The following is a 25,310-nucleotide window of genomic DNA, read 5'->3' as shown; positions in this document are numbered from 1 at the left end:
CTTTCAGCGGTATCTCTGGAAAATACAGGACCTGCACATTACGTGTAAGGCTCGCGCGATTATTAAAGGCGGCTGACCAATGCAGAAAATGATACATCTTTTTATCCTGATGGCGATTACGACAATTTCGTTCGTTGTTACGCCCGCCATGGCCGCTACGCTGACCACCAGTGAAAAAGAAGATGTTGCCCGCGTCGAGGACTATCTGAACGGCATTTCAACATTGAAGGCGCGGTTTTTACAAGTCAACTCCGCCGGGCAGATTGCAGAAGGGGACGTTTACATGCGTCGCCCCGGACGCATGCGTTTTGAATATGAACCGCCCGCGCAAATTCTTGTCGTCGCGGATGGAACCTGGCTCATTCTGCATGACAAAGAACTTAAAGAAACCAACCGCCTTCCTTTATCGTCGACACCGGTAAGTGTCCTGCTAAATGAAGGCGCCAAGCTCTCCGGAAATGTTACGGTTGTCTCTGTCGAGAAGGACGGAGGAACCCTCAGGCTGAATATCATTGATACAAACGAGCCAGACGAAGGGGGCATAACCCTTGTGTTCGAAGACCGACCACTAAAGCTTAGAAAATGGCTGGTGACGGACGCGCAAGGGAACACAACCAGCGTTTCACTGAGTAATATGGAATGGGGTATTCCCCTCAAACCTGAACTCTTCAACTTTTCTGACTATGACTATGATTAACCCTGAACTGCCTACTGGGCGACATCAAAGAAGCATGATAGAACGGTCCTCTAATTTTGGTCAGGTGAAATAAACGTATGTATGAAGACGACGAATTTGAGGAAGAAGAACTGGATATTGAAGAATATCCGACCCTGCGATCCGTTGCCCGATTTACCAAGCTGCTTGTCTCTGTGAACTGGTTCCGCTCTGTCGGTCTGGAATTGGGATCAAACACCCGAAAAGTAGCAGAAGACTATACTCAAAATCTTGGATTTCCAGATGCCTATGTGGCTCCTGTAGAAAACTGGGAAGAAGCGGCCTATGCGGCGGCGAACCCGGATTGGAATACAGAATGGTGGGAAGCCGAAGAACAGCTGATGGCCTCACTTACGGCGCAGGCACTGGAGTTGATGACGGAGGAAGATCTGGGGATGGCCCTGTCCCATATCGCGGCAACCGCCTCCCCTGTAGTTCAGCACGCTGTTGAAAATCTTGCGGAGGAAGCAGGCATTGAGGATGAAGAACTGATCCGGGCAGCCATTGGCGCAGCCTTGCAGGCCTGTCACCAGTCTGCACTTGTGCTGGCCGCCGGTGAAGAAGACACCCACCCCTTCGCCTTGAAATACCAACTTTTCGAACTGGGACGCTGGCCAATCGGCATAACGGGCGGCAGTTTTAATCTTTTTTAATTTGTTTTGTATCCGGAATAAATAATATGCGCCTTGTTACCTGGAATATCAACTCAGTAAGAGCCCGCCTTGCTCATGTGGACCATTTCATTCAAACCCACGATCCCGATGTGATATGCCTTCAGGAAACAAAGGTGACGGATAATGAGTTCCCCCTGAAAGCGTTTACAAAACAGGGGTTTGAACATTATGCAATTGCTGGTCAAAAAAGTTACAATGGTGTCGCGATCTTCTCAAAACTACCGTTTGAGACACTTGAAAGCCCCATCTGGTGTGACAAGGATGACAAACGCCATGTAGCGGTCCAGTTCAAGGATGGTACGGAATTACACAATTTTTATGTTCCAGCAGGGGGTGATGTTCCGGACCCGGAATTAAATGACAAATTTGCCCATAAACTAGCGTTCATGAAACAGATGACGGCCTGGTTTTCTGACAAAAAAGCAGAAAGCAACAAACTCATTCTGGTGGGTGACCTCAATGTGGCCCCGCTCGAAAACGATGTATGGAGCCATAAGCAACTCCTGAAAATCGTTAGCCACACTCCAATTGAGGTGGATCATCTGAACGAAGTCATGAAAAGCCATGACTGGATTGACGCCATGCGGCATTTTATTCCGGAATCGGAACGTTTATACAGCTGGTGGAGCTATCGCTCCAAAGATTGGAAAAAAACCAACAAAGGGCGACGCCTCGACCATGTATGGGTAACACCGGCCTTGAAAGAGACGCTGCAACATATGTTGATTGATCTGGAAGCCCGCGATCGGGAAAAACCATCTGACCACGCGCCGGTCATTGTTGATTTTGCGCTGCCTCTTTGAGGATCCGCCTTGCTAGGCTTTCACCCAAAGGTCAATCACTGACTGCAACAGTTTTCCTTCTGCCTTGGCCCCTTCTCCGCCTGCAAGGGCAATCCGCAAGGCACTGGCTTCTATCAAGTCCAGAATCAGTGGAGTCAGGGACGGTATCAATGGGTCAGACTTGAAGTCCCCAGCTTTTTGTCCAGCTATCAGCAACCCGTTCAGGGCCTGAATTAAGGACTGCCTGTTTTCATCAAAAATCTGGTAAATGGCATCGTTTCGCATGGCTTCCGAGAAAATCTCTGCGGTGAGCGCTGCATTGTCTGGCGCTCTGACCATCGTGAAATACCGCTCAATAAAGGTGTGAAATGTACTCGTTGGTGATCCTGTGTCTTCCAACAGGCGTAAAAGCACGGCATTTTCCTGCGCTTCCAGTTCAGCAAGCCCATTGATCAATTCTGCTTTATTCTCAAAGTGATTATACAGATTGCCCAGACTTACCCCGGCCAGAGTGGCAATGTCCCGCATACTGCTTTGGTGAAATCCTTTCGCGATGAAGCAGGCCGCCGCCGCCTCAACAATTTTCAAGCGGGTCTTCTCTACTTTTCCAGCCCGGCTTTGGGCCGCTGCCTTTTTTTTGTCCATGATCTTGTTCCTTCCTATGTTTAGTATATATACTGAACGTACGTTCATTCAATAGAAGAGTTCAATTATGGCTTTAAAAAAATATTGGTATTTAGGATTTCTAGGCATGATCGGTGTCTGGAAACTTCCCCTGATATTTGTCGCGGTCACCGGTTTTGGTCCTTGGACCGATGCCTTGTATGCAGGCTGGTTTCTTTGGTTTTTAAATTTCATCCCAAAATTCTGACTGGAGTTCACTAATGCAATCCATTGAAGAGAATTTTGCCGCCTATGAGACCGCCTTTGACTGGCTTGTCTATATTGGATTTGGTTTCCTTGGACTAATTTTGTTGGAAATGCTTTTCGACTTCGCCCGCAAAGCGCGCCAAAGCTGGAAAGAAACTTTTGCCAACTGGTCCATATATCTGATCGGTGTGGGGCTGGAATATGCAGGGCTGGGCCTTATTTTTCTGATCGGTCTGTCTCTTGTTTCTCCATTTACAATCGCAAGCATGCCGGAAGGGATCTGGTTTTGGCCACTTGCAATACTGTTCGCTGATTTTCTTTATTACTGGATGCACCGGGCAGAGCACAGGGTTCGGGTCCTGTGGGCGGTTCATGTGGTCCATCATTCATCCCCTGAATTCAATTTTTCGACGGCGTTGCGCCTTTCATGGTTCGAAGCGCTGTTTGAATGGGTTTTTCTTGTGCCCATGATTATTTACGGATTTGGGATTGCAGAAACGCTGGTTGCGTTTTTCACGGTGGTGACCTACCAGAACTGGATCCACACCGAAAAAATTGGCCGACTTCCCTTTTTGGATAGCTGGCTGAACACACCGTCGAACCATCGGGTACATCATGGGTCCAACCCTCGCTATATCGACAGAAATTATGGCGGCATTTTGATGATTTGGGACCGGCTTTTTGGCACCTACCAGCGCGAAGATGATAAGGTAATCTATGGGATTACAGATCCTTTGAAGAGCGCCAATCCTTTTGTCATTAACGGGCATGAATTCATCGCACTATTCAAAGACCTGAGAAAGGCAAAAACGGCGCTCAAAAAGATCCGGACGCTAACAGGCCCGCCAGGCATGGACACTGGACCATAAGCGAGCAATCGTCATCTCTTGCCTTCGAACTCCCAATGATGTTTACCGTCCCGGTGAGCCCGCTCTTTTGCCTTATACATCAAACCATCAGCGATCTTAATAAGCTCTTCCGGGGTCTCAAAGGTTTTGGGGCCGACCTGTACGATACCCATGCTGAAAGTGACAGGATATTTGCATTTCTCATCAAAATCTTCGGTCAGGCGGCTAATAATCGCTTCGATTTCTGTTAGCGAAATTCTGGGGAACACAATACAGAACTCATCCCCACCATACCGCGACGGAATATCCACCGATCGCGTCGTTGCCAACAGGGATTGCCCAACCTGAACCAACACTTCATCGCCCGCATGATGTCCATGCAGGTCATTGACGGATTTAAAGCCGTTCAAATCCAGGTAAATCAGGACAAAGCTTAGATTATGCCGCTCTGCAACTCGGCATTCATAACTTAACAGATCAAAAAGGGATCTCCGGTTATGAAGTCCGGTCAACTGATCCCGTTGAGACCGTTCGTGCAGACGGTTAAACATACTGTCGACACGGATTCCAACCTGAGACGCGTACTTTTCCACTTCCCGGGTCGCAGACTGCATCTCGGTCATATAAGCTTCAACATAAGCATCAAAAACGAGTTCTGCGTCGAATAACAGGATCTTGTGCAGTGCCTGCTTGATGAGAACTGCATCCTCAACAAAGCAGGATTCTTCTATCTCCTGATCCAACAGGCTTTGTAACTTGGCATGAGCCTTCATATACAGTTTGGGTCGGACGTCCAGTCGTTTGTGAACCTTTCCAATCCGCAACCGCGTGTTCACATATTTTTCGTCATAACAGCCAGTGAACAAGCTTTGAATATAGGACTTCATATAGCCTTTAAGGCGTGTCAGCGTATCAATATCACCGATTGCCTGAGCAATCTCCGGATCCGATAACTGGAAAGAATAAAACGCTTCCACCAAATCATCGGTGACGTTTCTCATAGTCTCTTTCACAAGCTTGAGTCGTTCGGCGTCAAATTCCGTAAAATTCAACAAATGGAGTCTTCTGGCAATCTCCCGTTCAGAAAAGCCCATCTGATCGATCAGAGTTTGTTCCGCCGCCTTCATACCTTCACTCACTGTCACACACCCACCAATTAGTTTCCTGTATCATCCTCGCCAGCCCTAAACATTTTCTTAAAAATCGACAGGCCCTGTTTCAATTTCTACCCGATCGGAAGGGACAGCCTCTCATCCCCGGCTATTCTTTCGCCCAGCGAATTGACAAGCGATCCAGTGATGACGCCTTCATCAAAATTTACCGCGTATCCAAACCCTTGAGCTTCGCTGGCGACCGATCGCACCCAGCTGTAATAGGTGTCAGTCATACCCGGATTTTGATCCGCACCCCGCATCGCCATTTCAACGGCCGCCCCGATCCGCTGAATGATGCTGCCATTATGGGCTCCGACCAGTGAATTTCTTAGCTCTTTTGCCGTTCCCTCATTGATCTCTGTTTCGACCTCGGCCAACAGCGGGTGGTCTCCACTAACCGTAAACTGGCCCTTTGAATCAGAAGAAATTGAGACCTTGGTATTTGGCGGAATGTTATATTTCGCCAACAGGTCTTTCAGGGCGCCCTCTGCATTTTTAAGATGAACATCCGGATCCAGGATCAGAGGGGGAAATTCCGATAATAACTTCTGCGCCTTTTGAGCAGGTTCAGACAGCGTGACCTGATCGGATGGATCACTGCCTTTGGCAGGATCGGTCTTTACAAGACTGTTCGGCGAAGTAGACGCTTCTGGATAACGATTGTGAACGGACTGAGCGGAATTAAGGGGATTAATCATGACGCTTTCCTTTTTGTTTCTTGGGAAAACTCATGCAAATTAAGTGCCAGTAACAAACGGCGGATTTGCGCCATAAAAGTGTATTATCTGATAGTTTAGCCCGGCAAAAAACGCCAGATCCGGTTAATCCTGCCGGTAAATATGGTAACGGCCCGGCGACACCGTGTCCGGAAGATCGATCGCTGACCAGCAGGCGACATCAAAAGGCTGATCACTGACAATCAAGGCCCCTTTTGCCAATAAATCCGGCAAGACAGCACCCAATTTTTCAGCCAGTGAAACGCTGGCAGATTTGTCACCAGACCCGATATCACAATGGGCAAGCTTTGCTTTTCCCGGCAATCGAGACAAGGCGGAAGGCAAGGTTTCCGTAAAATCACCCAAAAGCATATGGGCCTCATCGGGAATACAATCTGGATGGGCTTTCACATGTCGGTCGAACACAAAAATATCCTGTTCATCAAACAATGACCGCAAATGATCAAAGGTCCGGCCATTTCCCAATCCCAGTTCGAGCACCGGTCCGTCAACGCCGTCCAACATATCGGCCGCTTTATTCAAACAGTCTCGTTGTGCAGTTACCCGACGAATAAAGCTATCCAGTCTGCTCATCTAATCGTTCCTTCTTGGCAATTTGCCATTCCTCAATCACATCCGGATCGCTTTCACGGATCATGCAGGCATCGTATAATTTATTAAAATCAGAAACCGACCCCAATTGGTGAAGCGCCCAGACGGCGGCCACACGAATGATCGGGGATGGATCCTCAAGCAACGGCGTCACATGTGTCACTTGGGATCGATCCTTCTGGTTTCCAAGGGCAATCAGAACATTTCTTATAAACCGGTTTCGCCCCAGCCGTTTAACAGGAGAGCCTGAAAAAATCTCGCGAAACGCCGTGTCATCCAGGCCTGCCAGATCGGATAATCGGGGCGCGGTTAATTCTGCACGCGGCATAAAGGCCATTTCACGGGATCGTTTGGCAAACTTGTTCCATGGACAAACAGACAGGCAGTCATCACAGCCATAGATGCGATTGCCCATGGCAGATCGGATGTCGCGCGGTATGTGCGCCCGGGTTTCAATTGTCAGATACGAAATGCATTTGCTCGCATCCAACTTGTAAGGTCCGACAAAAGCCTGCGTTGGACAGACATCCAGACAAGCCGTACAACTACCACAATCGCCTGTTGTCGGGTCATCCGGCGCTATTTCCAACGTGGTGAGAATGCATCCCAGAAACAGCCAGGATCCGAAATTACGACTGAGCAGGTTGGTATGTTTGCCTTGCCAACCAAGTCCTGCTGACGCTGCCAAGGGTTTTTCCATGACCGGTGCGGTATCAACAAACACTTTTACATCCGCCCCAAATTCCTGAACGATCCAGCGGGCAATCCGTTTAAGGCGTTTTTTGATCAAGTCATGATAATCTTTGCCTTGGGCATATACAGATATGATCCCCCGGTCCGGATGATCGGCCAGCGCCCGCGGATCAGAAGCCGGCGCATAATTTAACCCAAGCACCAACGCCGATTTTGCCTCTGGCCAAAGGGATTGCGGATGACGCCGCCACTTTTGTTTCGCGACCAGCCAATCCATGTCCCCGTGATAGCCGGCCTGCAAAAACGCATCAAGATATTCTCCCGGTTTTTTGCCGAAATCAGCAGAAGAGACCCGTGCTTCATCAAACCCCTGTTCCAATGAATAAGCGATCAGGCGGGCTTTATCTGCTCCGTCAATCATGACGGCTCTCCAAACAACACCAGAAATGCGATTTAGAAATCAAGGTCAGCATAATGTTTTGGGGCGGGCATTCCGGGGAGGTTATCCGCCAAAAGAGGCCTGAATGTCGGTCGCGATTTTATCCGTGAATACCAGATTTTAGCACTGGGATGCTGCTCCCACGGGACATCTCCAAGATAGTCAACCGCCGAGATCTGCGCCGCCGCTGCAATATCGGCAAGGCTGAAATCTTCACCAGCAAGCCAGCTGCGCCGCTCCGTCAGATATGAAATATAATCCAGATGGTAGTGTATATTATGATGGCCGGCGCGTATCGCAGCAGTATTCGGGGTTCCCGTCCGCATAAGGCGTTTCAGGATTTTCTCTTCCACCAGATTATCCGTGACTTCCAGCTGAAACTTGCGATCAAACCAGCCAACAAGGCGCCGCACTTCAGCCCGTTCCGTTTTGTCTTCGGGCAATAAGGGGCGATCCTGATAGGTTTCCTCAAGATATTCGAGGATTGCCTGGCTATCCGCCAGTACGGCCCCATTCTCATCTTCCAAAACGGGCACTTCGCTGGCTGGGTTAAGCGCGAGGAATTCATCCCGGCGCTCCCAGTCTTTTTCAACAATCAACTCGTAAGCCAGCCCTTTTTCATTGAGGGCAAGGCGGACTTTTCGACAAGCTGGTGAAATCCAAAAATGATAGAGTATACGCATGGCTGTACCATACCTTACCCCTTACAAATTACGAACCGTTTCCTATCCCCAGATCCTAATTTTTGTCATTTTTTGATCAGTGCAGACGTCGTGCCCGCAATTTGGCACTTTTTTGCAAAAGCACTGAACATTCATCGCGGACCCGTTCAAACATGGTGGCCACATGAAATTTTCCGACAGCATCAAATTTGCGGACTTCATTATCCGCGGCCAAAGGAGCCTGATCGCCATAAACCAAAATCAGTTTACGCGCAGCCCACATCACTTCTTCACGATCAATAATGGGATCGGCTTGATGTGTCGTATCGGTATTGGCTTCCAAGGAAACGGTTTCAGGAATAGTCATGCTTCTCTCTCCATATTTACATGACCCCTCCCAAGCAAGGACCGGGCCAAGAGCAGAACCCTTGTAAACCGCCATTTTTCTGATTTCAGAGATCGGATGGCCGGAAAAAATTGACGGGCGGAGGGTGCCTTTTTCCGCAGAGGCAGAAATTACCCAGAAAAAAAGCCGGTGAAAAAATCACCGGCTTTTATCAAAACAGTCTGGATCAGGCTGTCTGTTGTTCTTCCGCATCACTCAACGGATACGGGATCTTATTGATCATTTCTTTTGGGCAAATCTGCCAGAAATGATCCAGTTCCATTTCCCAATGCGCCAATAATTTCTCGGCCAAAGGTGAATTGGTTTGTTCATGATGCTGCTCGATCAAGGTTTTCAATTCTCCTTCCCAATGGGAAGAGGCAACCTTTTGATATACAACGGATTCGTTGTTGATATTCTGAGGCAGCGTTTTCTTGGGATCATAAATATACGCCATCCCGCCGGTCATACCAGCACCGAAGTTTCCGCCGACACTGCCCAGAATGACAATTTTACCGCCGGTCATATATTCACAGCCATTGGTGCCACAGCCTTCAACCACAGAAATCGCGCCTGAATTTCGAACGGCAAACCGCTCGCCGGCCTGACCCGCTGCAAACAGATAACCGGATGTCGCGCCATATAGAACGGTATTTCCAACGATGGTATTTTCGTTCCAGACGATGGGGCTTGATGTCATCGGGCGCACAATAATCGTGCCACCGGACAAACCCTTACCGCAATAGTCGTTAGCATCTCCCAGAACTTCCAGTTTCAGCCCCTGAACCGCAAAGGCACCCAGTGACTGACCGGCAGAGCCACGAAGCCGAACAGTAATATGGCCCGCTTCCAACCCTGTCATACCAAATGTACGAACAATATGAGACGACAGTTTTGTACCGATAGCCCGGTGAGTATTGCGAATGCTGTAGGCAAGCTGGCGTTTCTCACCGCCTTTATTGAACACGCTGGCGGCATCCATGATCATCCGGGCATCCAGTGTTTCCGGCACTGGAACAGGACCCGTATTGGTGCAGACACGAGGATTATTACCCGCATCGGCTTCGGCCAGAAGCGGGTTCAAATCAAGATCATCCAGATGCGCAGACCCACGACTGACCTGCGTCAGCATGTTACTGCGTCCAACAATTTCTTCCAGTGAGCGATATCCCAATGAAGCCAGAATCTCACGAACCTCTTCTGCCAGAAAACTGAAAAGGTTGACCACTTTGTCAGCCGTACCTTCATATTTCTTGATCAGTTCTTCATCCTGCGTACAAATCCCGACAGGACAGGTGTTTGAGTGACATTGACGCACAAGAATACAACCCAGCGCGACAAGGGCACCGGTTCCCAGACCATATTCTTCACCGCCCATCAGGGCACTGATCACAATATCACGGCCGGTTTTCATACCACCATCAACCCGCAGCAGGACGGAATGGCGCAACTTGTTCAACGTCAAAACCTGATTAACTTCCGGCAGGCCCATTTCCCACGGCACACCCGCATATTTGACAGATGTTTGCGGGCTGGCACCGGTACCACCGGAATTACCAGAAATCATGATCACGTCTGCTTTCGCTTTGGCAACACCCGCCGCAACCGTTCCGATACCGGCTTCCGCCACCAGTTTCACACACACACGGGCTTCAGGGTTGATCTGTTTCAAATCATAGATCAGCTGAGCCAGATCCTCGATCGAATAGATGTCGTGATGCGGTGGCGGTGAAATCAAGGTCACGCCCGGTGTTGAGTTCCGCAACTTGGCGATCATTTCAGACACTTTAAAACCTGGAAGCTGCCCGCCTTCCCCCGGTTTCGCGCCTTGCGCAACTTTAATTTCGATCTCTTCACAATTGTTCAGATATTCGGCAGTCACACCAAACCGGCCCGAAGCAATCTGCTTAATCGCAGAATTGGCATTGTCGCCATTTGGACGCGGTGTAAACCGGCTGACATCTTCGCCGCCTTCCCCGCTGTCCGATTTACCACCAATTCGGTTCATGGCAATCGCCAACGTCTCGTGCGCTTCCTTGGACAGCGCGCCAAGGCTCATCGCACCGGTAACAAAACGTTTGCGGATTTCGGTAATGCTTTCCACTTCATCAATCGAAATCGGCGCCCGGTCTGACTTGAAATCCAACAGATCGCGCAAATTAACAGGGGCCATTCGGCTCATGCCCTCTACATATTTTTTGTAAAGGGAATAACTGTCTTTTTCCACGGCAGTCTGAAGGATATGGATCAACTCACCGTCAAATGAATGAACTTCGCCTTTTGCCCGATACCGGTACAACCCACCAACAGGCAGGGCAATGACATCTTCCTGATACGCTTTTTGATGCTGTTCCAGAACCTTGTGCTGAATACCGGGCAGGCCAATACCGGAAATCCGCGATGGCATGCCGGGGAAAAACTCGGCAACCAGCGCCCGTGACAGGCCTACAGCTTCAAAATTATAGCCACCCCGATAAGAACTGAGAACGGAAATTCCCATTTTCGACATGGTTTTAAGCAAGCCCTGATCCACCGCCTGCTTGGCATTGGCAAGACAGGTTTTCACATCCAGCCCGTCCAGCAATCCCCGTTCATGACGGTCGATAATGCTGTCCTGCAACAGATAAGGATTGATGGTCGTGGCACCGACACCAACCAGCACGGCAAAATACTGCACGTCCAGACATTCCGCTGTTCTGATGTTGATCGATGTAAAGGTCCGCAGGCCTTCATTTACCAAATGGGTGTGAACGCCACCTGCTGCCAGAATGCTTGGAATAGGGGCATGGCCATTGTCCACATTCAAATCGCTGAGAATCAGATGGGCACAACCGCCGCGCACGGCATTCTCCGCCTCCTCCCGGATCCGATGAATGGCCGATGATAACGCATCAGCGCCCGCAGAAGGATCGAACGTGCTATCAATCACATGACAGCTGTCCCCCATATATTTCTGCATGGCTTCAAATTCGCCGTTTGTCAGGATCGGCGATTCCAAAGAGATGATTTCAGCCTGACTTCGATCTTCGTCCAGAATATTGTTCAGATTACCAAGCCGTGTTTTCAGGGTCATAACACCCCGTTCACGCAAGCTGTCTATCGGTGGGTTCGTGACCTGACTGAACCGCTGACGGAAATAATGGTGCAGCCCACGATAATGGTTCGATAAGACAGCAAGCGGTGTGTCATCGCCCATGGAACCAATTGCCTCTTTGCCGTCTTCGGCCATTGGCTGCAGGATAAGTTCCAGATCTTCTAGGCTCCAACCGGCGCACATCTGGCGCTGACGCAATTCTTTGCGATCAAACTTGCGGGTCTCTTCCACATCCTTCAGGGTTTCTTCCAAATGGACAACATTCTCAATCCATTTATCAAATGGCTGCGCTGCCGCCATTTTGTCTTTCAGTTCAGGAGAGAAATAGAATTTTCCTTTTTTCAGATCAACGCCGATCATTTCACCGGGGCCAACACGGCCTTTGCGAATAACCTTCATTTCGTTGACCGGAACCATGCCTGTTTCTGATCCGACGATCAGCAGATTGTCAGTTGTCAGGGTAAAACGTAAGGGGCGAAGCCCATTTCTGTCCAGTCCCGCTACAACCCAACGACCATCCGTCGCACAAATCGCCGCCGGTCCATCCCAGGGCTCCATCACAGAGTTGCAATAAGCATATAGCGCTTTGTGCTTTTCTGGCATGGCTTTGTTATTGGACCAGCTTTCCGGAATAAGCAGGGTTTTTGACATCGGCGCGCTTCGACCTGCGCGGACCAGAACTTCAAACACCGCATCCAGTGCAGCACTATCAGAACTGCCAGCCTGAATAATCGGCTTTACATCATTGGAATGATCACCAAACGTGCTGTGGGCCATGCGGATTTCATGGCTTTTCATCCAGTTTACGTTACCGCGAATGGTATTGATCTCACCGTTATGGGCCAAAACACGGAACGGCTGGGCCAGGTGCCAGGTCGGGAATGTGTTTGTTGAATACCGCTGATGATAAATCGCAAAATTGGACACAAAGCGGGTGTCCAGAAGATCCGGATAGAAACTGGACAGCTGTTCGGCGAGGAACATGCCTTTATAAATGATCGAACGGCAAGACAGCGTGCAGATATAGAACCCGCTGATATGCGCGTTCAGAACGGCTTTTTCGATCCGGCGCCGAATGATGTATAATTCCCGTTCAAACACGTCATCATCCAGATCCCGGTTATTGGCGATCATAATCTGTTCGATTTCGGGGCGGGTAGCGTTCGCTTTTTCACCAATAATCGAAGCATCTACAGGGACCTGACGCCATCCATAGATATGATATCCAAATTTCAGGATTTCACTTTCAACGATTGTCCGGCATGTTTCCTGCGCCTCAAAATCCGTGCGAGGCAAGAATACCATGCCGACGGCCAGCTTACCGTCCAAAGGTTCATGTCCGGTTCTGGCAATATGCTCTTTAAAGAAGTCCTGCGGGATCTGAACATGGATACCACAGCCATCGCCGGTTTTGCCGTCCGCATCAACCGCGCCGCGGTGCCAAACTGCTTTCAATGCATCGATACCGGCTTCAACAACCGCACGCGTCGGCTTGCCGTCAATCGCCGCAACCAACCCAACGCCGCAGTTGTCATGTTCTTCGGCTGGCAGATACAAACCATTTTTAGAAAGATGTTCTGCGTTTTCGGTCCAGGATTTTACAAATTCTTCGCCGGATGTGATGTTTTGTTCATGTGTCATGTTCGTATCCTAACTCAGGAAGCCAGCGCAGTTTGATTTGCTTTTTTCAAATACATTTCAACGGAAAGGGCGGCATCGCGTCCATCGCGAATGGCCCAAACCACCAAGGACGCGCCGCGTACAATATCGCCCACAGCAAAGACACCCTCCATGCTGGTCATTTTTGTAATTGGGTCAGCATCAATTGTTCCCCAGCGAGAGACCTGCAAGGCAGGTTCATCAAACAACGCCGGAATATCTTCAGGATCAAATCCCAGTGCCTTAATGGCCAGATCGCACGGAATATCCCGTTCTGAGCCTTCGATTTCAACAGGCACCTGACGGCCTGTGCTATCTGCAATGCCCAAATGCATATCAATTGCTTTCACGCCAGTAACGTTATCATCGCCCAGAAACGCCTTTGGCGCCGACAACCAGACAAACTCAACGCCCTCTTCTTCCGCGTTGGTCGTTTCCCGCAAGGAGCCCGGCATATTTTTGCGATCCCGGCGATACAGGCATTTCACAGATTTGGCCCCTTGGCGGATGGCTGTGCGTACACAGTCCATGGCCGTATCTCCGCCGCCGATGACCACAACATTTTTGCCGTCCGCATTCAGGGTTCCATTTTCAAACTCGGCAACTTCATCGCCTAACCCTTTTCGGTTGGACGCTGTCAAATAGTCAAGGGCCGGCACAATTCCGTTCAGACCACTTCCCGGAAGAGCAATATCCCGTGCTTTATAAACACCGGTTGCGATCACGATCGCATCGTGCCTGTCACGCAATTCTGCAAAAGTCGCGTCTTTTCCAATATTGAAATTCAGATGGAAGGTCACGCCGCCATCCGCAAGCAGCCGCGCGCGCCGTTCAACAACATCTTTTTCAAGCTTGAAACTTGGAATACCATAAACCAGCAAGCCGCCGACCCGGTCATACCGGTCATAGACATGAACCTGATATCCTCGCTTGCGAAGCTGATCGGCCGCTGCCAGACCGCCGGGACCTGCACCAATTACGCCCACAGACTGGCTTAATTCACGAACCGGGGCGTTTGGCTTGACCCAGCCCTTTTCCCAGGCTGTGTCGGTAATGTATTTTTCGACAGCGCCAATCGTGACAGATTCAAATCCTTTTTCGATAACGCAGGAGCCTTCACACAACCGGTCCTGCGGGCAGATTCGACCGCAGATTTCAGGCAGGTTGTTGGTCGCCTGGCTGATTTCGTATGCTTCTTCCAACCGGCCGTTGGCCGTCAGGTTCAACCAGTCAGGGATGTTGTTTTGGACCGGGCAATGGACCTGACAGAAAGGAATACCACACTGAGAACACCGACTGGCCTGCTCAACTGCTTTGTCCGTCTCAAATTCTTCATAGATTTCCTGAAAGTCCTCTTTACGAAGATCCGCACCGCGCTTTTCAGGCATCTGTTTGTCGACAGACACAAATTTCAGCATTTTTTTAGACATTTAGGCGTCCCCAGCTCAAGCCCGGTAATATCCGGACCTTTTGACATTTAACATTTTGTTCCTAATCCCGTTCGGGCCGATAGGTGACAGCGCTCATCTTCATGTTTGAGAGGCTTCAAACCGGCCATCAAGATCAGATCAAGGGCGACCTGACCCAAATGGGAGGTTTCTTTTACTCTAAATGATCAGGGTTGGCCAGCAAAAAACAGTATATAGGTCAGCATATATGACCTTTATTGATTTGCAATCACCTCAAAAAGTGATCTTCTGCGATTTTTACCGTCAAATCAAAAATATTATAGTACCATATCGGACCTAAATAAGAAAAGGACGAGCCTGATCAGAGAATCAGCACAAACACAAAAAAGGCCCCTCCCTTTCAGGAGCGGCCTATAACTTGTCACGTGGTCCTATGGATCAGGCGTGTAGCCCGCTATATCCGCCGCCCTTTTGATAGCGGGTCATATATTCCGGCAAGACTGATGTCAGCGAAACCGGCTCAATCCCCAACTCTGCAAATCCAGGATAGTTGCCTGAAACCACATTATCCGCTTTCAACAACCGCACCTGATCCACTGTGAGGAACGGCTTTCCGGGCATCATCTGAAGGAAAAAGGCCTTAAACGCCATCAGGCCTTCAGGCACCGGGGCGATAAAACAGGTCCGGCCCGTTACTGCAAGAATAGCATCGATAATCTCTTTCAAAGACATTACATCCGGTCCGCCGAATTCATAAACCCGGCCTTGCGCATCCGGTGTTTCAACGATGCGAACAATGGCTTCTGCCAGATCTTCAATCCATAAGGGCTGCATATTGGCGGCCCCGCCATCCAGCAGAGGCAAAACCGGCAACAGGGACGTCAATTGTCCAAATTTGTTAGTAAAATCATCATCCGAGCCAAAGACAACAGATGGCCGCAGGATCGTCGCGCCCTCATATTCGCGCTGTACTGCCCGCTCCGCTCCGGCTTTGGTCCGCGCATAGGCGGACGGGCTTTCCAGCGAGGCCCCTAAGGCGGACATGTGAATCAGCTGTTTTGCGCCGGCCGCTTTGGCCGCGATCGCAACGGATGTGGCCCCATCCAAATGCACTGCATTAAAATTCTGTGCACCGGACTGGTATAACAAACCCACCAGATTGATCACGATATCTGCACCGGCCACAGCCCGTTCAACGGATGCCTTGTTGCGAATATTGGTTTGCATACCAACGATCTGCCCAACATTTCCCTGGGTCATCAACTGCGCGGCCTTTTCAGTATCCCGCACGGCCAGCCGAATCCGATATCCCTTTGCGGCCAAACGCCCAACCAAATGTCGTCCAATAAAACCGGAACCGCCAAAAATGGTAATCAAACGCGATGACATGATGCTAATCCTCTCAACGATTATGGCCCCCGCCATAGCATAGCTTTCATTTCTGGTGCCGTTTTTACCCTTATCCATAGCCAAGGCCAAGATAAAACGTCCATAAATGATCAAAGTTTTTAAAAGAGTGTTGACAGAAGCCCCCGCACTTTATATCAGAGGGCCTCTAAGAGTTGCCCAGGTGGCGGAATTGGTAGACGCGCTAGCTTCAGGTGCTAGTTTCTGTATGGAAGTGGAAGTTCGAGTCTTCTCCTGGGCACCACCCCCCTAAAATATTGAAATATATACTAAATTATCCATTTTAAGGGTAATGATTTCATATTTTTTTGCTCTCTTTTTTCGCTCCAAAATGTAAATGTTGACCAAAAGTTGACCAAAAGTTGACCACAGCTATAACTTTCGCCGCCAAACACATTTCTCAGCCATTGCTTCTATTCAAGCTGTGATTGCAAATCAGCCACCTGACTATTTTTGCTTCTTCTCTGGAATATACTCAAGCAGATCTTCGATCCGACAATCAAAGTAAGTACATAGCTTATCAAGATTTTCTGTCTTCGTGTTGTATCCTTGCGGGCTTTGCATTCGCGAGAGCGTGTTTTTGCTGATCCCTGTCGCAGAAGATAAATCATCCAATCGGATTTTCCGTTTATCAGCAAACTCTTTTCTAGCAACCAGCTCTTTAAGAAGAATTCTAATCATTTCTTGATTCCAACTTTGTTGAGGCGATCACCTTAGCACAGCATAAATTCATCTCCATTGATATTTTATCACCACTAACGGTGATTATTTCATGACACCGTTAGTGGTGATAAAATATCATGGAGAAGTAAATAGCCCCATGAGTATGGATATTAGGAAGTAGAAAATGACCTACTTAACAACTGACGAACTCTCCGAACTCATCAAATACGACCCCCGGACTATTCGAGAACGATTGAAAGACAGCGTTCTTTTGGAAGGTGTCCATTATATCCGGCCATTTGGAGGACGAAAAATTCTCTACATCTGGGAGAAGATCGAAAAAGACATGGCAGAAGCACCATCAATTCATGCTTTGCTTTCCGGCATTCAATAAGGAGTTACTTATGGGTAGTGTAAATTCCAAAGCAGGAAAGCTTTTTCTCGATTTCAGATACCGAGGAAAACGATGCCGCGAGTTCACGAAATTAATAGATACACCCGCTCATCGAAAACGACTGCAAATTATTGCCGACCGTATTGATGCAGAGATCCTGTTAGATCAATTTGACTATAAAAGCTATTTTCCGAATTCAAGAAGAGCAGAGCAGCTTACTGACGTCAGATCAACGTCCTTTGTTGAAACTGAGGGCACTTTCCCCCTCTTCTCAGACTTTGCAAAGACTTGGTTTGCAGAAATGGAACCGAGCTGGCGGCAGTCATATCGAAAAAGCCAGCAGCTCACCCTTCAAAAATATTTAATTCCAAGTTTTGGAAGTTGTTCCGTTGATCAGATCACAAAATCCAGCATTTTGACGTTTCGAGCGGACCTCACTTTGGAGAAAGGACTGAAGGGGAATAAATTATCCCCTTCTCGTATCAACCACATCATGACGCCTCTTCGAATGATCCTTGCAGAAGCGGCTGAACGATATGAATTCAACACTCCGTTTAAGAACATCAAACCCTTAAAGGTACCTCGAACGGATGTTGAGCCCTTCACACTCGATGAAGTTTGGCAAATTGTCTATACGGTCCGAGAGGATTACAAAAACTATTACCTCGTTCGGTTTTTTACAGCCCTGCGAACTGGTGAAATCGATGGCCTTAAATGGAAGTATGTGGATTTTGACAAACGTCAAATTCTCATTAGAGAGGCCATCGTCGACGGCTTAATGGGGCCCGTCAAAACTGACGGTTCCTGGCGGGAGGTAGACATGTCTGCTCCCGTATTTGAGGCCTTTAAAAGGCAGTATTCCGCAACTGGCAAGATGGAATATGTTTTTTGTAATCTAGCGGGAAAGCCTTTGCGCCATAATGATGTGACGAAAAAGGTTTGGTATCCCCTCCTCAGCCTCCTCAGCCTTAAGAAAAGGAGGCCATATCAAACGCGTCATACCGCAGCCACTTTATGGTTAGCAGCAGGTGAAAGTCCAGAGTGGATCGCCCGTCAAATGGGTCATTCCACCACCGAAATGTTATTTCGCGTCTACTCCCGTTTTGTTCCAAACCTGACCCGTCAAGATGGTTCAGCATTTGAAACATATCTCCAAGCTAAAAACTAGAAAGGCACTACCATGACAAAACAAACATTAAACAAAACACACAAAGAGTTCGAACAGCAACATCTTATCGAGTCATTTTTGGAAGTGGCCTATATTTGGCAGCTGAGTGATGACGAAACTTTCGATATTTCAAACTTAAGATCATTTGATACATTTCAACTCTGGAAACATGGAATATTTCCTATTCTTGAGGACGACGCTAACAAGCGGCTCGTGGTCATTGTTGCGATCAATTTTTTATTGAAACAATGCTTTTCAAACTCATCGCAACGCCTTACATGGCTCAAGACAGGTCCAGATACGTTTCAGGGATTGACGCCCCTAGAATACATGCTGGCAGGTGACAACAACACCATTGACAACGTATCCAAAAAACTTGTTTTGCGGCTTTCGATTTTGCGGACTGCTTAAACTGTAGAGGATCCTGAGTTCATATAGATGAGTTATTTAATCAGATATGACAATTAAGAAGTAAATCCATTAGCTGAGTTTTACTTATACACATAAGGGGGTGGCCTTAAAATCGTCATCCCCTTTACCGCCAAACAACTATCTTCTAAATCAAGTAAATAGCCATTAAATGCAACAAAATCCGTGCTACCGGATTTTCGCTGCCTTCTGATAAGGCCGTATACGAACAATCTATTGGTCGTATATTTACTGTTTTGCTGATGGCCTTTGAAGCTTTGTTAGGCCGCGCTAGCGAAATACCCCAACTTTCATCGGTAAAACCAATAATTTTTTGCCATTTCTTTATTTTTTCAAAATCAGAACCTTTGTATGCCTGATATTGCAATTTACACTCGTGTCCGTAGACAAATTCACAAAACCTGACAAATGTTTTAGCGAGCTCTAAATTTGTTTCGATATCGAAATGAAATCCATTTTGTGTTTTCCACCGCAACTTAGAATAGTTGCGGCATAATTCAAAGAAACGACCTTGATCTTTAGAGGCATACTCAAAAATCCGATCAAACCCTGTGTCTAATTGTCGTTTTTGTTGTCCTGTCAGACGAACAATGGGTGATAGGCTTCGACCCTCATTTTCCTTATACGAAACAGATCTCGTCCCATATTTTTGTAAATGCTTCCCGTTTTCTAGATAGCGTATCGCTTGCACCTCTGGATACTCAAATCGGTTACATAAATCAGAAAAACTCATTGTGTTCTTTGACCATATTTGCAGAAAATCCGCTAACCTAATGAGTACTCTGTCCCTATCGCCTAAAACATCCACCGACCGGCTTTTGCCTTTGTGCTCTTTGTGTAACGTGATCAACTCTTCCTTTTTTGCTCTTTTAATCAACACATTATCGATCAGGTCGTTTTTCTCAGGAGCTTCTCGCATTCTATACATGCTAGACTTTGATACTTTGGCGGCCTTACAAACAAGCAACACATCAATCTGTGGCTTTTCCAACTTTTGCAAGATGTCCATACAATGTATGTAATGATGTAGTGACATATCTGGCCCGCTATGTCCCAGGATAGAGGCGATTGCATAGAAACTCTTGCGAGACGTTTGCTCTGTTCCAAGCACATTTGATCGAAATTCTTTTGACCTCTCGAGTACATTTTGTGTGATTGGTTGCTTAGGAAACAAAACAGGTATTTCATTCTGTTCTGCTAAAGATAATCTCAACATGCCCCATGTTGCAAAGCTGTGTCGTAAATGGTGATATCTGACACTTTCATCGCCAGTAACGGACCGCATTACTCGATGGATATGACCAAACAGCACTTCTCTCGATAAAACCAACCCTGTAGTTGAAACGTAACCAAATAATGGAGAGTCCCCGTTCCGAAAAAGGTCTGAGCTGTCGTGGATCAAGCTATATACGGCCCCCCACTCACTTGTTTGCTGTGCCGTAAACCGCTCCAAAAGATCAAGTTCATTCGGTTCCAATAGTTTATAAACGGGGATTTTGCGATTTGATGCTACCGTCTTTAATTGCCTGCCCCACCATGGCCTGACCAAAATTTCCGTTCTCGTGCTTAAATGGACATCAGCTAATCTGAGTTTAAAAACTTCACTACGCCGCAAACCACAACGAAACCCTATAATAAAAATCAATTTGACAATTAAAACTAACTTAGGATCTTCCAACATTAACTCTCTATCACTATCAAAAGCCGCCAGGCATTTTTGATATTCATCGAAAGTAAGAATATTTGCGTCTACAGCAGCAAGTGCTAACCCGCCTTGAAAAGTTCCTTTTCCTTGGAGTGGGACCGCCGCATATTCATCCACTAAAAAATTGTGAAAATTGTGTAACCCCCGACTAATTTTTTGCTTTGCGCTCGCTGTATCAACGTCCTGCAATATTTCTCGGTAGAGCATATCGAAACCATCTTTATCAAGGCCCAACAAATCAACTTCTGACGCGAAATCGATCAGTCGACTGCCCATACTTGAGACGTATCCTCTCAACGTCGCAAGCTCTAGTTTGGAATGCATCCAACGACGATCATATGCCCATTGCGACAATAATTTATATGCATTCCCCTTATTTTGCGCCGCCTCACATTCAATATTTATTGCATTCAGAGTTTCTTTGGCTTCTTTTTTCGATATATTTTTGTGTAAAATTAATTGACGTATTTTTAAATGATCAGCAGACATCTGAATAGAAAATATGTCATGCACATTTTGCAGAACCGGGTCTGAGTCTATTCTAATGCTTTTGACCACCTTCTCTTTTGGAAAGTCATAACTAAAACCCATTATCCTTGCCCAACAAGAGCGCTTCAGAGAATGGCAACTGCTATTTCTGGCAGCATATGCTGCAAACCCATGAAAGGTGCTTAACGCCAAATGATGATTCACGGTTTTGAGTAAATACGAAAGATTAGGTATTTTGTTAAGCTCTGGATTTCCCGCCGTTTTCAAGAAATTTTGCACGACCCCAAATACCTGTTTAGGAAAAGAAGTTTTAAGAGCACCCATCTCCTCGGCCAAATCTAGTGTCTCTGCCCTGCTCCCTAAAATCAAAGCCATTGTTTGCGGATCAATAAAAAACCGCCTTAGTTCCGGTTCGGCATGCCTCTTAGTTTCAACTTCTAAATCCAACCAAACCGCATTTTGAAAGGATTCCATCAACCTAATAGATTTAAGAAAGGCTTTTACTGCATCTATAGAGTGAAGATGTCCGGATATTATTGAGCATAAGACTATCCGTCCTAGTTCCGCCCTAATATCTAATTCAGAATTGGCTGTTGAATTTTCTAATATCGAGTCATTTAGAGAAGATTGAATACCCGCAACAAACGAGTTATAACTTCTACTCTCCATGGTAAATGGGCTCTTTTGGGCTGGAGCGAAGAACGGAACAGGCGGAAGCTTTAGGGACCAATCCTCCTCAATTTCATTGAGACATGCGACCCAATAATAAAAGGCACGCAGTAGTCCATATTGCTCTGACTTGTTTGCGCCACACTTCAACAGTTTTGAAATTAAACTTGTATAATCGTACGCTTTTGAACTTTTAGGGCGTTGTTCGAGGAGCAGAACCTTTGTCAACTTGGTGTTGCTCTCCAACAAAATGAGGTGCAATTTCTCTAAAACTGAAAAATCGAAAGAATTATCACCCAGTCTTTGCTTTAGATGATCCTTTATTTTTTGGGCAACTGGCGACACTAAATTTTCTTTCCGTCTGAAAAACTAAATGCTGTGAAACCAAATTCTTGGAGAATTTTGTTAATTTCTGGCTCGATTGTAGCCACGTAGTTCTTATAAGAAAAAGAAGACCATCTTGACCAAGGTTCTTCACCAGTTCCCCAGTGCCCCATCACGGCATCTACCAATTCAGGTAATACGCCTACTTCAATCAAACTAGTTCTCAGAAAACGTCGATGCGCGTTAGCCGGAGCACTCAGGTATGTAGAGAAATGTCGCTCAATTACACTAGGTTTTGCCTCATCTACTTTAATTTTGTTTCTCGTCTTTTTTAGAAAAAAACTCGAAACCTCATCCGGTATCTTTTGATCCTGCAGAAACATCCAGCTTTTGACTCGGTGAAAGTACTTTGAATAACTTTCCAAATGTTCCAGAACAACAGCAGGAACCCAGATCAATCGTGCATGATAAGGCGGATCTGAATCTTTATCCGCATATGAAGAAAAGCCATTACTATCAAACTCTTGAAAAAGCAAAACCGGTGACTTAACAGCTCGCGCACCTGTAGAAAACCCATACATTAAAACAGTGTACAACGTGTACAAATTGTGAAAATGAATAAACTCTTCCAAAGTCCTATAATGCGACGCTTCTTCTAAATCATTTTTAAGGCGCATGATCGCTGAACAAATTGGCTGCCTTTCCAAACAAAACCGAGCACCTATATGTTGCCCAGTCACCTCGCTGTTATACCCAGCATCGAAATTGATTTTCAATTCTTCTCTTATAGGTCCCGTCGCTTTGCCGTAAGTTTTTTGGATATATTCCATAGAATATGTGGAATAAAAAAGGCGTACATAAGCAGATTTGTAGTGATTTGCAGTAATTATGGACGCTAAGGCTGCGTCTTTTGTTTCACTCTCAAGGTATCGAAACATAAAATTTTCAATTCTATTGAGCGTAATACCTTCAGCGAAATAATCAATTTTCTGAAATTCTATAATAAACTTCTTTAATTCTTTTCTATATAATTCTGTGGATTTTTCAGCCGATTTATTCACCGGTTGGAAAATCAGATTACTCTTTTTATTCTTCACAAATTTTTGATGGAATTTTTTTAGAGATTTCGCCTGACTAACGATATCCGGTAAATGAAGTCGAGCAACTCGTTCCCTACAGTTTTCAGAATCATAAGTGGGTGTAGATTTATATTCAGGTGTAATTGGGAATAACAAAAACTCCCCTATTATTTCATCATCAATATTGTCGTTCCTAATTAAAAGCCGGAAACTATCCGGTGCCATCTCAATCCCAGAAATCGACGTCACCCTCAATCCTAAAGCTCTCTCCAAATTTGAACCTGTCCAAAGTATGACTTGAATGAGCAAGGCACATTCGAGCTCCCACTTCTCGACCTTAGAGAGTAGATAGCTAGCTTTATCCAAGTGTTTTTGGATGCATTCATTACAATATGTGTGAAGAGACTTTATTTGCGTAAAAGTCAACATTTCGGTCTGCCAAGCAAAATGCTGGGCACTCATACTTATATGTTTTTGACGTTGTTTCGCAGAAATGGGATTGATAATTTTAAATTGAGATTTCTTGTCTCTCTTCGTCCCTTCCAAAATTAAGGAATTTGGGCCAAGGAACTCATCAATTGGCAAATCGGAATCTACAATTTCTTCGTCATCAGCACCAACCAAGAATTCTTCAATAATTAGTCGTCCATCTTCATGTGGAGTAGCATCATCTGCGTCATGCCCCGGATCCCGTATAAACCGGTGAGAGTCGATTTCAACTTCTCCTCGTCCCCAAGGAAAAACCTTAGAACGGCTTTTTGATTTACTTCTAATTTTTCCTTTTTTGCGAAACTTGCCTGATTTTCCTTTTCCGACAGAATCGAAAAAACGTAACAATTTTGATAGCAAACCTACAATTACCTGAGATTTACTATCAGCATTCCCTTCAATTACCAGATCATTACCAACCCGGATAGGCTCTTTTGCTAACTGCCAGTTTGTAAAATTGTTTGCATTTTTTCGACGTAAAGATAGATCTTTACCCCAAATTTCTTCTGTGGTGAGATCATTTATAAAGGCCACAGCAGCCTCGTCATGTAGTGTCCGTAGTTCTCTTGCGCGCAGGCCAACTGTAATGCGGATGTCGGAAGACTCGTTCTCACCGTTATATTCAAGAAATTTGGAATATCCCCATTCCCGTAAAGCATATGCGTGCATAACAAGCAATCGAAGACAAAGATCTATCCAATTTTCGTCGTGCAACTTACAAAACAACAGTACATACAGCGGATGTCGACTACTATTCTTGATAAGCGAAGTTGGATCTTTTGCCTCACCTGGTCCATCGGCAAAAGCCAAACCCATGTAGTGATTAATTTGATCAAAATGAGAGGCGTACCATTTAATCCACCAACGAAGATCATTAAAAAATGCCATGCCTTCGTCATCCAACTGCAATAAGCTGCACTTATGTTGTCTATTCTCTGTAAGTTCAATCTGTCTAGAAAATTTACCTCCAGCAAAATAACCAGTTTTACATCCGATCCAGGCTGCAAGCTGCATAGTGATCCACCCAAATCCGTTCAACTCAGCGGGTACGTTAAGTTGCCACATCAGACGGGCAACTTTATCTGCATTATCATTGCCTCCCTCGGGATGAGTAGCAACAAACCGATAGAGTTTTTGGAATTCTGAAGCGCTGTCTCCTGGAGCTCTAGTTTCATCCACGGTATAGCGTCTCCCGCGCCATATTGGCCCAAATTGCTCTTTGTTCGGCTGTTTTCAAACCTAGCTTTTCAAGTTCCTCAATTGGCAATTCTCCGTGTGAGGACTGTTCAGCATTTCTCGCTAACGATTGCTCTATAGATTTTGGCACTGTTGTAATTTCGCGGGCAATTTGAAAGAAAGTTGGAAGCTGAATTGATTCAACGACAAACCGTTTTCGGATTTCAGCAAGCTTTCCCTTTTTTTCTTGAATAAGAACAGGAACCAATGCTTCATTATTTTTATAATATTCCTTGGCAAGCATCAGTTGTCGCCAACCGGCAACACAAAGATAAGTCTCTTTTTTCTTGTGTTTAAAAACTCGAATAGGCGCTAGCTCCAAGAACACTTTTAGTGCGTCAGAAGTTATTTCATGACTTAACGCCTTCAAACTTGGGCCTAAGTTGAAGGAATTCAGCAGATCTTTGATACTATCATCAATACCATCTATTTTTGAGAGCGAGATTTCTTCAATATGGGCGGAGATCAACATTCGATTTTCAATTCATCTTTGTTTGTTAATCAGCCACCATTACAACGATATATGTAAATTTACTTAATCAGAGC

General features: G+C 46.4%; 22 protein-coding genes and 1 tRNA gene. 9 read left to right on the top strand and 14 right to left on the bottom strand.

The genetic code is table 11. From position 1 onward, the window contains the following. Nucleotides 1-79: 79 nt before the first annotated feature. From OIR97_RS00980 to xth, 3 genes are all read left to right on the top strand, one after another. Nucleotides 80-697, top strand: coding sequence for a LolA family protein (locus OIR97_RS00980; RefSeq protein ID WP_169543879.1), 618 nt, complete (start codon nucleotides 80-82; stop codon nucleotides 695-697). A 77-nt stretch (nucleotides 698-774) separates the two neighbouring features. After that, nucleotides 775-1,368 carry a hypothetical protein gene (locus tag OIR97_RS00975; protein WP_169543878.1) on the top strand — a complete coding sequence of 198 codons (594 nt, stop codon included), beginning with the start codon at nucleotides 775-777 and terminating at the stop codon, nucleotides 1,366-1,368. 26 nt (nucleotides 1,369-1,394) lie between these two features. Further along, entirely contained in the window at nucleotides 1,395-2,192 is a 798-nt protein-coding gene (xth, locus tag OIR97_RS00970; RefSeq protein ID WP_169543877.1) for an exodeoxyribonuclease III, read from the top strand. Nucleotides 2,193-2,204: 12 nt separating this feature from the next. On the opposite strand, the gene OIR97_RS00965 is transcribed toward xth, so the two are convergent. After that, a complete protein-coding gene (locus tag OIR97_RS00965; protein WP_169543876.1) occupies nucleotides 2,205-2,816 on the bottom strand; it encodes a TetR/AcrR family transcriptional regulator in 612 nt (203 codons plus the stop codon). A gap of 67 nt (nucleotides 2,817-2,883) precedes the next feature. Here OIR97_RS00965 and OIR97_RS00960 point away from each other — a divergent pair, with 67 nt between their 5' ends. Both OIR97_RS00960 and OIR97_RS00955 read left to right on the top strand, forming a co-directional pair. Continuing rightward, on the top strand, nucleotides 2,884-3,042 hold the full coding sequence (locus OIR97_RS00960) for a hypothetical protein (RefSeq protein WP_169543875.1): 159 nt from the start codon (nucleotides 2,884-2,886) through the stop codon (nucleotides 3,040-3,042). 13 nt (nucleotides 3,043-3,055) lie between these two features. After that, on the top strand, nucleotides 3,056-3,910 hold the full coding sequence (locus OIR97_RS00955; protein ID WP_169543874.1) for a sterol desaturase family protein: 855 nt from the start codon (nucleotides 3,056-3,058) through the stop codon (nucleotides 3,908-3,910). An 11-nt stretch (nucleotides 3,911-3,921) separates the two neighbouring features. On the opposite strand, the gene OIR97_RS00950 is transcribed toward OIR97_RS00955, so the two are convergent. The 9 genes from OIR97_RS00950 to OIR97_RS00910 form a co-directional block, all read right to left on the bottom strand. Further along, on the bottom strand, nucleotides 3,922-5,034 hold the full coding sequence (locus OIR97_RS00950) for a GGDEF domain-containing protein (protein ID WP_169543873.1): 1,113 nt from the start codon (nucleotides 5,032-5,034) through the stop codon (nucleotides 3,922-3,924). An 80-nt stretch (nucleotides 5,035-5,114) separates the two neighbouring features. Continuing rightward, nucleotides 5,115-5,741 carry a hypothetical protein gene (locus tag OIR97_RS00945; RefSeq protein ID WP_169543872.1) on the bottom strand — a complete coding sequence of 209 codons (627 nt, stop codon included), beginning with the start codon at nucleotides 5,739-5,741 and terminating at the stop codon, nucleotides 5,115-5,117. A gap of 123 nt (nucleotides 5,742-5,864) precedes the next feature. Beyond that, complete coding sequence (locus tag OIR97_RS00940) at nucleotides 5,865-6,353, bottom strand: class I SAM-dependent methyltransferase (RefSeq protein ID WP_169543871.1); 489 nt, start codon at nucleotides 6,351-6,353, stop codon at nucleotides 5,865-5,867. After that, nucleotides 6,337-7,485: a tRNA epoxyqueuosine(34) reductase QueG gene (gene queG, locus OIR97_RS00935; protein ID WP_169543870.1), complete on the bottom strand. Its 1,149-nt coding sequence runs from the start codon at nucleotides 7,483-7,485 to the stop codon at nucleotides 6,337-6,339. The genes OIR97_RS00940 and queG overlap by 17 nt, the downstream gene beginning before the upstream one ends. Before the next feature lie 32 nt (nucleotides 7,486-7,517). After that, nucleotides 7,518-8,186, bottom strand: coding sequence for an FtsZ-binding protein FzlA (gene fzlA, locus OIR97_RS00930; protein WP_169543869.1), 669 nt, complete (start codon nucleotides 8,184-8,186; stop codon nucleotides 7,518-7,520). A 76-nt stretch (nucleotides 8,187-8,262) separates the two neighbouring features. After that, complete coding sequence (locus OIR97_RS00925) at nucleotides 8,263-8,532, bottom strand: hypothetical protein (RefSeq protein ID WP_169543868.1); 270 nt, start codon at nucleotides 8,530-8,532, stop codon at nucleotides 8,263-8,265. Nucleotides 8,533-8,737: 205 nt separating this feature from the next. After that, nucleotides 8,738-13,285 (bottom strand): glutamate synthase large subunit, encoded by a 4,548-nt coding sequence (gene gltB / locus OIR97_RS00920; protein WP_169543867.1) that lies wholly within the window; start codon nucleotides 13,283-13,285, stop codon nucleotides 8,738-8,740. A 14-nt stretch (nucleotides 13,286-13,299) separates the two neighbouring features. Further along, nucleotides 13,300-14,733 (bottom strand): NAD(P)-dependent oxidoreductase, encoded by a 1,434-nt coding sequence (locus OIR97_RS00915; protein ID WP_169543866.1) that lies wholly within the window; start codon nucleotides 14,731-14,733, stop codon nucleotides 13,300-13,302. A gap of 417 nt (nucleotides 14,734-15,150) precedes the next feature. Further along, nucleotides 15,151-16,101, bottom strand: a complete 951-nt coding sequence (locus OIR97_RS00910; RefSeq protein ID WP_169544366.1) for a complex I NDUFA9 subunit family protein — start codon at nucleotides 16,099-16,101, stop codon at nucleotides 15,151-15,153. Between the two features lie 175 nt (nucleotides 16,102-16,276). On the opposite strand from OIR97_RS00910, the gene OIR97_RS00905 reads away from it, so the two are divergent. Then, nucleotides 16,277-16,363, top strand: a tRNA-Leu gene (locus tag OIR97_RS00905). 203 nt (nucleotides 16,364-16,566) lie between these two features. On the opposite strand, the gene OIR97_RS00900 is transcribed toward OIR97_RS00905, so the two are convergent. Continuing rightward, nucleotides 16,567-16,800: a helix-turn-helix domain-containing protein gene (locus OIR97_RS00900; protein WP_169543865.1), complete on the bottom strand. Its 234-nt coding sequence runs from the start codon at nucleotides 16,798-16,800 to the stop codon at nucleotides 16,567-16,569. Between the two features lie 166 nt (nucleotides 16,801-16,966). Here OIR97_RS00900 and OIR97_RS00895 point away from each other — a divergent pair, with 166 nt between their 5' ends. From OIR97_RS00895 to OIR97_RS00885, 3 genes are read left to right on the top strand one after another with little or no spacing between them, the layout of a single operon-like run. Continuing rightward, on the top strand, nucleotides 16,967-17,176 hold the full coding sequence (locus OIR97_RS00895) for a hypothetical protein (RefSeq protein ID WP_169543864.1): 210 nt from the start codon (nucleotides 16,967-16,969) through the stop codon (nucleotides 17,174-17,176). Between the two features lie 10 nt (nucleotides 17,177-17,186). Next, nucleotides 17,187-18,344: an Arm DNA-binding domain-containing protein gene (locus tag OIR97_RS00890; protein ID WP_169544365.1), complete on the top strand. Its 1,158-nt coding sequence runs from the start codon at nucleotides 17,187-17,189 to the stop codon at nucleotides 18,342-18,344. A 12-nt stretch (nucleotides 18,345-18,356) separates the two neighbouring features. Further along, the gene (locus OIR97_RS00885; RefSeq protein WP_169543863.1) at nucleotides 18,357-18,755 is read left to right on the top strand and encodes a hypothetical protein; all 399 of its coding nucleotides are present in this window, start codon (nucleotides 18,357-18,359) and stop codon (nucleotides 18,753-18,755) included. Between the two features lie 145 nt (nucleotides 18,756-18,900). Here OIR97_RS00885 and OIR97_RS00880 read toward each other — a convergent pair whose 3' ends face one another. The 3 genes from OIR97_RS00880 to OIR97_RS00870 are packed head-to-tail and all read right to left on the bottom strand — an operon-like array spanning nucleotide 18,901 to nucleotide 25,236. Continuing rightward, entirely contained in the window at nucleotides 18,901-21,981 is a 3,081-nt protein-coding gene (locus OIR97_RS00880; protein WP_169543862.1) for a tyrosine-type recombinase/integrase, read from the bottom strand. Next, on the bottom strand, nucleotides 21,981-24,707 hold the full coding sequence (locus tag OIR97_RS00875; protein WP_169543861.1) for a hypothetical protein: 2,727 nt from the start codon (nucleotides 24,705-24,707) through the stop codon (nucleotides 21,981-21,983). The genes OIR97_RS00880 and OIR97_RS00875 overlap by 1 nt, the downstream gene beginning before the upstream one ends. Beyond that, nucleotides 24,700-25,236 carry a hypothetical protein gene (locus OIR97_RS00870; protein WP_169543860.1) on the bottom strand — a complete coding sequence of 179 codons (537 nt, stop codon included), beginning with the start codon at nucleotides 25,234-25,236 and terminating at the stop codon, nucleotides 24,700-24,702. The genes OIR97_RS00875 and OIR97_RS00870 overlap by 8 nt, the downstream gene beginning before the upstream one ends. Nucleotides 25,237-25,310: the final 74 nt, after the last annotated feature.

It is taken from the genome of Sneathiella aquimaris, assembly GCF_026409565.1.
Lineage (GTDB): Bacteria > Pseudomonadota > Alphaproteobacteria > Sneathiellales > Sneathiellaceae > Sneathiella > Sneathiella aquimaris.
This window is presented reverse-complemented; position numbering and strand designations above follow the sequence as displayed.

Excerpts from the sequence above, each read along its gene's own strand:
- gltB (WP_169543867.1), bottom strand. The coding sequence starts at position 13,285 with ATGACACATGAACAAAACATCACATCCGGCGAAGAATTTGTAAAATCC.
- OIR97_RS00900 (WP_169543865.1), bottom strand. The coding sequence starts at position 16,800 with ATGATTAGAATTCTTCTTAAAGAGCTGGTTGCTAGAAAAGAGTTTGCT.
- OIR97_RS00965 (WP_169543876.1), bottom strand. The coding sequence starts at position 2,816 with ATGGACAAAAAAAAGGCAGCGGCCCAAAGCCGGGCTGGAAAAGTAGAG.
- OIR97_RS00960 (WP_169543875.1), top strand. The coding sequence starts at position 2,884 with ATGGCTTTAAAAAAATATTGGTATTTAGGATTTCTAGGCATGATCGGT.
- xth (WP_169543877.1), top strand. The coding sequence starts at position 1,395 with ATGCGCCTTGTTACCTGGAATATCAACTCAGTAAGAGCCCGCCTTGCT.
- OIR97_RS00975 (WP_169543878.1), top strand. The coding sequence starts at position 775 with ATGTATGAAGACGACGAATTTGAGGAAGAAGAACTGGATATTGAAGAA.
- queG (WP_169543870.1), bottom strand. The coding sequence starts at position 7,485 with ATGATTGACGGAGCAGATAAAGCCCGCCTGATCGCTTATTCATTGGAA.
- OIR97_RS00870 (WP_169543860.1), bottom strand. The coding sequence starts at position 25,236 with ATGTTGATCTCCGCCCATATTGAAGAAATCTCGCTCTCAAAAATAGAT.
- OIR97_RS00940 (WP_169543871.1), bottom strand. The coding sequence starts at position 6,353 with ATGAGCAGACTGGATAGCTTTATTCGTCGGGTAACTGCACAACGAGAC.
- OIR97_RS00885 (WP_169543863.1), top strand. The coding sequence starts at position 18,357 with ATGACAAAACAAACATTAAACAAAACACACAAAGAGTTCGAACAGCAA.
- OIR97_RS00915 (WP_169543866.1), bottom strand. The coding sequence starts at position 14,733 with ATGTCTAAAAAAATGCTGAAATTTGTGTCTGTCGACAAACAGATGCCT.
- OIR97_RS00890 (WP_169544365.1), top strand. The coding sequence starts at position 17,187 with ATGGGTAGTGTAAATTCCAAAGCAGGAAAGCTTTTTCTCGATTTCAGA.
- OIR97_RS00955 (WP_169543874.1), top strand. The coding sequence starts at position 3,056 with ATGCAATCCATTGAAGAGAATTTTGCCGCCTATGAGACCGCCTTTGAC.
- fzlA (WP_169543869.1), bottom strand. The coding sequence starts at position 8,186 with ATGCGTATACTCTATCATTTTTGGATTTCACCAGCTTGTCGAAAAGTC.
- OIR97_RS00925 (WP_169543868.1), bottom strand. The coding sequence starts at position 8,532 with ATGACTATTCCTGAAACCGTTTCCTTGGAAGCCAATACCGATACGACA.
- OIR97_RS00895 (WP_169543864.1), top strand. The coding sequence starts at position 16,967 with ATGACCTACTTAACAACTGACGAACTCTCCGAACTCATCAAATACGAC.
- OIR97_RS00910 (WP_169544366.1), bottom strand. The coding sequence starts at position 16,101 with ATGTCATCGCGTTTGATTACCATTTTTGGCGGTTCCGGTTTTATTGGA.
- OIR97_RS00945 (WP_169543872.1), bottom strand. The coding sequence starts at position 5,741 with ATGATTAATCCCCTTAATTCCGCTCAGTCCGTTCACAATCGTTATCCA.
- OIR97_RS00980 (WP_169543879.1), top strand. The coding sequence starts at position 80 with ATGCAGAAAATGATACATCTTTTTATCCTGATGGCGATTACGACAATT.